At 70.1% G+C, this 5,404-nt stretch carries 6 protein-coding genes and 1 pseudogene; 6 read left to right on the forward strand and 1 reads right to left on the reverse strand.

Translation table 11 applies throughout. From position 1 onward, the window contains the following. Window positions 1-371, reverse strand: a 371-nt coding sequence (locus C1I95_RS37165; RefSeq protein WP_325048881.1) for a redoxin domain-containing protein, incomplete at its 3' end; no start/stop codon positions are given. Between C1I95_RS37165 and C1I95_RS31470 the strand changes: the two genes are divergently transcribed. From C1I95_RS31470 to C1I95_RS31495, 6 genes and pseudogenes are all read left to right on the forward strand, one after another. Beyond that, window positions 286-1,014: an SDR family oxidoreductase gene (locus tag C1I95_RS31470; RefSeq protein WP_111219438.1), complete on the forward strand. Its 729-nt coding sequence runs from the start codon at window positions 286-288 to the stop codon at window positions 1,012-1,014. The genes C1I95_RS37165 and C1I95_RS31470 overlap by 86 nt on opposite strands. Before the next feature lie 103 nt (window positions 1,015-1,117). Continuing rightward, window positions 1,118-1,567: a helix-turn-helix transcriptional regulator gene (locus tag C1I95_RS31475; RefSeq protein ID WP_111219440.1), complete on the forward strand. Its 450-nt coding sequence runs from the start codon at window positions 1,118-1,120 to the stop codon at window positions 1,565-1,567. Between the two features lie 5 nt (window positions 1,568-1,572). Continuing rightward, window positions 1,573-1,983: a VOC family protein gene (locus C1I95_RS31480; RefSeq protein WP_111219442.1), complete on the forward strand. Its 411-nt coding sequence runs from the start codon at window positions 1,573-1,575 to the stop codon at window positions 1,981-1,983. Window positions 1,984-1,991: 8 nt separating this feature from the next. Continuing rightward, a complete protein-coding gene (locus C1I95_RS31485) occupies window positions 1,992-2,444 on the forward strand; it encodes a pyridoxamine 5'-phosphate oxidase family protein (protein ID WP_111219444.1) in 453 nt (150 codons plus the stop codon). 24 nt (window positions 2,445-2,468) lie between these two features. Next, window positions 2,469-4,856, forward strand: coding sequence for an ATP-binding cassette domain-containing protein (locus C1I95_RS31490; protein WP_111219445.1), 2,388 nt, complete (start codon window positions 2,469-2,471; stop codon window positions 4,854-4,856). A 394-nt stretch (window positions 4,857-5,250) separates the two neighbouring features. After that, window positions 5,251-5,404, forward strand: a pseudogene (locus C1I95_RS31495) (tyrosine-type recombinase/integrase); the annotation flags it as partial.

The following is a 5,404-nucleotide window of genomic DNA, read 5'->3' on the forward strand; positions in this document are numbered from 1 at the left end:
GTGCAACCCCGCGTCATCGCCGCCGGATAGAAGAACAACACCACCGGCCCCACCGCCAGGAACTCCGACAACCGCCGTGGACGACCCGTCTCGTCCGGCAACTCGAAGTCCGCCACCAGATCCCCGACACCCACACCCGCCACCGCATCCTCCTCACCCGAGACCGTCGCGGGCGAGCGTAAGCCAACCAACGTCAGCACCCGTGTGCTCCACCACACTCTGCTCCCGCCGCCGTGACCGCGGCGGTAACGTCGCCGCCACCAACCGGGGCAGGGGAGAAGGACAATGGCGCCCGTCACCGTCATCACCGGCGGCAGCCGCGGCATCGGCGCCGCCACCGCCCGCCGCCTCGCCCACACCGGCCACCACATCGCACTCGGCTACCGCCGCGACCACGCCGCCGCCGACACCGTCCTGGCCGACCTGCACGCCACCGGCGTACGCGCCGTCGCCGTACCCGCCGACACCCGCGACCCCGACCAGGTCACCGCCCTGTTCGACACCGCCGCCGAACTCGGCCCGATCACCGGCCTGGTCAACAACGCCGGCATCACCAGCCCGATCGGCCCCTTCACCGACCTCGACCCCGACGACCTGCGCCGCGTCGTCGACGTCAACCTCATCGGCTACATCCTCTGCGCCCAACAGGCCGCCCGCCGGATGACCGACGGCGCCGCCATCGTCAACATCTCCTCCGTCGCCGCCACCCTCGGCAGCCCAGGGGAGTACGTCCACTACGCCGCCGTCAAAGCCGCCACCGACGCCCTCACCATCGGCCTGGCCAAAGAACTCGCCCCGCACGGCATCCGGGTCAACGCCGTCGCCCCCGGCATCATCCGCACCGACATCCACGCCCTGTCCGGACAACCCGACCGACCCGACCACGCCGCCAGCCGCATCCCCCTCGGCCGCCCCGGCGAACCCGACGAGGTCGCCGCCGCCATCGCCTGGCTCCTCAACCCCGACGCCTCCTACACCACCGGCGCCGTCCTCCGCGTCGGCGGCGGCCTCTGACCCCCGATTCGCACGCACGTTCGACCCGACAGCGGCCGGCGAGGGGATAGGCAAACCGCCCGCCGGCTGGGCAACTCCGGGACGACGTGGCACGATTTCGCAGGTGACCAGCACTCCCGCCGCAGCCCAGCACCTGCGCGACCTGGCCCGGCTCCGCCGCGTACGCGACCGGATCGACCGCGAATACGCGCAGCCGCTCGACGTCGAGGCACTCGCCCGAGGCGTGAACATGTCGGCCGGACACCTCAGCCGCCAGTTCCGCCTCACCTACGGAGAGTCCCCGTACTCCTACCTGATGACGCGGCGCATCGAACGCGCCATGGCACTGCTGCGCCGAGGCGACCTCAGCGTCACCGAAGTCTGTTTCGCGGTGGGCTGCGCCTCCCTGGGCACCTTCAGCACCCGCTTCACCGAACTCGTCGGCGTACCGCCGAGCACCTACCGGGCCCAGACCTCCCGCGCGACCGCGGAGATGCCGCCGTGCCTCGCCAAGCAGGTGACCAGACCGATCAGGAATCGAGAAGCGAGGGTCACCGAGCCGCAACTAGCCTGACCGGCATGGACATCACCATCAACTACGCCTTCCTTCCGCAAACCGACCCGGACGCCGCCCTGGCCTTCTACCGCGACACCCTCGGATTCGAGGTCCGCAACGACGTCGGCTACTCGGGGATGCGCTGGCTCACCGTCGGACCGCCCAAGCAGCCGGGCACGGCCATCGTCCTGCACCCGCCGGCCGTCGACCCCGGCATCACCGACGACGAACGCCGCACCATCCTCGAACTGATCGCGAAGGGCAGCTACGGCGCCATCACCCTGGCCACCGACGACCTCGACGGCGTCTTCGAACGGCTACAGGGCAGCGGCGCCGACGTCGTCCAGGAACCGACCGAGCAGCCGTACGGCGTCCGCGACTGCGCCTTCCGCGACCCCACCGGCAACCTCATCCGCATCAACGAGCTGCGCTGACCCGACCGATGAACGCCGACGCCCGCTCCCGCGCCCAACGTCGACGCGACACCGAACATCGACTCACCCACGACATCGACATCTGGGTGGCCAGCGCCTCAGCGGACGGTACGCCGTACCTGGTGCCGCTGTCCTTCGACTGGGACGGCACGGCGCTGCTGACGGCCACGTCGACGACCAGCCCGACCGGCCGGAACCTGGCCACCACCCGGTCCGTTCGGCTCGGGCTGGGCGACACCCGCGACGTCACCATGATCGAAGGCGAGGTCGACGTCCTCGACATCGACGCCCTGCCAACCGAGCAGGGGGACCGGTTCGCCGCCCGCACCGGCTTCGACCCACGTACCCTGGCCACGCCGTACCGCTGGTTCCGCATCATCCCGCGCCGCATCCAGGCTTGGCGCGAGGTGAACGAGATGACCGGCCGCGAGCTGATGCGCGACGGACGCTGGCTGATCTGACCCTCGGCAGGAGAAACGACAAGCATGGCCACCACCTCGGACAGGCAGTCGCCGGCGCCGCACGGAGCCGGCAGCCACGACCTGATCCGCGTGCACGGCGCACGCGTGAACAACCTCAAGGACATCAGCGTCGAGATCCCGAAGCGTCAACTGACGGTGTTCACCGGCGTCTCCGGCTCGGGCAAGAGCTCACTGGTGTTCGGCACGATCGCCGCAGAGTCACAACGGTTGATCAACGAGACCTACAGCGCCTTCGTGCAGGGCTTCATGCCGACGCTGGCCCGGCCCGAGGTCGACGTACTCGAAGGGCTGACCACCGCGATCATCGTCGACCAGGAACGGATGGGCGCCGACCCCCGCTCCACGGTCGGCACCGCCACCGACGCCAACGCGATGCTGCGCATCCTCTTCAGCCGGCTCGGACAGCCACACATCGGACCGCCCGGCGCATTCGCGTTCAACGTCCCCTCCGTCCGGGCGAGCGGGGCGATCACGGTCGAACGCGGTGCCGCCACCCGAACCGTCAAGGAGACCTTCACCCGTACCGGCGGCATGTGCCCGCGCTGCGAAGGCCGCGGCTCCGTCTCCGACATCGACCTCACCCAGCTCTACGACGACTCCAAGTCGATCGCCGAGGGCGCCTTCACCATCCCCGGCTGGAAGTCCGACAGCTGGTGGACGGTACGGATCTACGCCGAGTCGGGCTTCCTCGACCCGAACAAGCCGATCCGCAAGTTCACCAAGAAGGAGATGCAGGACTTCCTCTACCGGGAGCCCACCAAGGTGAAGGTCGAGGGCGTGAACCTCACCTACGAGGGGCTGATCCCGAAGATCCAGAAGTCGTTCCTGTCCAAGGACAAGGAGGCCATGCAGCCGCACATCCGGGCCTTCGTGGAACGAGCGGTCACCTTCAACGTCTGCCCCGAGTGCGGCGGCACCCGGCTCAGCGAAGCGGCCCGATCCTCGAAGATCAACGGAATCAACATCGCCGACGCCTGCGCGATGCAGATCAGCGACCTGGCCCAGTGGATCCGCGACCTCGACGAGCCGTCCGTGGCGCCGCTGCTCGCCACGCTGGGGCGGACCCTCGACTCGTTCGTCGAGATCGGGCTGGGCTACCTCTCGCTGGACCGCCCGTCCGGCACGCTGTCGGGCGGCGAGGCACAGCGCACCAAGATGATCCGCCACCTCGGCTCCTCGCTGACCGACGTCACCTACGTCTTCGACGAGCCCACCATCGGGCTGCACCCCCACGACATCCAGCGGATGAACGGCCTGCTGCGGCGGCTGCGGGACAAGGGCAACACGGTGCTGGTCGTGGAGCACAAGCCGGAGACCATCGCGATCGCCGACCACGTCGTCGACCTCGGCCCCGGCGCCGGTACGGCGGGCGGCGCCGTCTGCTTCGAGGGCACCGTCGACGGCCTGCGGGCCAGCGGCACCCTCACCGGCCGCCATCTCGGCGACCGGACCGCCCTCAAGAAGACGGTACGGACGCCCACCGGCACGCTGGAGATCCGCGGCGCGAAGACGCACAACCTGCGCGACGTCGACGTCGACATTCCGCTCGGGGCGCTGGTCGTCGTCACCGGCGTCGCCGGCTCCGGCAAGAGTTCGCTCGTACACGGGTCGATCCCGGACGGCGCCGGCGTGGTGTCGGTCGACCAGGGCGCGATCCGCGGCTCACGACGCAGCAACCCGGCCACGTACACCGGCCTGCTCGACCCGATCCGCAAGGCGTTCGCGAAGGTCAACGGCGTGAAGCCGGCGCTGTTCAGCTCCAACTCCGAGGGCGCGTGCCCCAACTGCAACGGCGCCGGCGTGGTCTACACCGACCTGGCGATGATGGCCGGCGTCGCCACCGTCTGCGAGGTGTGCGAGGGGAAGCGGTTCCTGGCGTCGGTGCTGGAGTACCACCTCGGCGGCCGCGACATCAGCGAGGTGCTCGCGATGTCGGTGACCGAGGCCGAGGAGTTCTTCGGCGCCGGTGAGGCGCGTACGCCCGCCGCGCACGCGATCCTCGGCCGGCTCGCCGCTGTCGGGCTCGGCTACCTCAGCCTCGGCCAGCCGCTCACCACGCTGTCCGGCGGCGAACGGCAGCGGCTCAAGCTGGCCACCCACATGGCCGAGAAGGGTGGCGTCTACGTCCTCGACGAGCCGACCGCCGGCCTGCACCTCGCCGACGTCGAGCACCTGCTCGGCCTGCTCGACCAGCTCGTCGACGCCGGCAAGTCGGTCATCGTGATCGAGCACCACCAGGCGGTCATGGCGCACGCCGACTGGATCATCGACCTCGGGCCCGGGGCCGGCCACGACGGCGGCCGGGTCATCTTCGAGGGCACACCCGCCGACCTCGTCGCCGCCCGTTCCACGCTCACCGGCGAACACCTCGCGGCCTACGTCGGCGCCTGACCCGCGCAGGCCCTCGCGGCCTCTTCCGACTCATCCCGCCGCAGGTTCGATAATTGACATTATGTCAAGTTGACGGGTGGAGCGGTCTCCTCCGCGCCGCCCCCCGCCCCGTTCGATCAGCGGGTCGCGGGCGGCGCGGCGCGCCAGGTCGTTGCCGTCGTCGGCGCGCACCCGGCGTCGTGCGCGCCGACGACGGGTCGGCGTGGCTGATCCATCGACTCGGCGGCACCGGGCCGCGGGTACGCGTCTTTCTGAGCGCCGCAGGTACGCGCCTTTCTGGGTGTCCGCACAAGACGCACCCGCCAAGCTTCCGCCTGTCGTTTCTGCGCCCGTCCATGGACGGGCCACTCCCCTCCGTTGCCAGCTAACCCGAAAAACCTGCATAATATGCCTTATGCATGACAAATCGGGTAAAGCGGTTGTCGAGCTGGTCGAGGAGTTTCTGACCGCGCGGGCCACCCGCAAGCCCTCCCCGCACACCCAGGCGGCGTACCGGCGGGACCTGACCACCGTCGCCGCGCTCGCTGCGGAGCTGGCCACCCCTCCCC

The organism is Micromonospora craterilacus (assembly GCF_003236315.1).
In the GTDB taxonomy this organism is placed as follows: Bacteria; Actinomycetota; Actinomycetes; order Mycobacteriales; family Micromonosporaceae; genus Micromonospora; species Micromonospora craterilacus.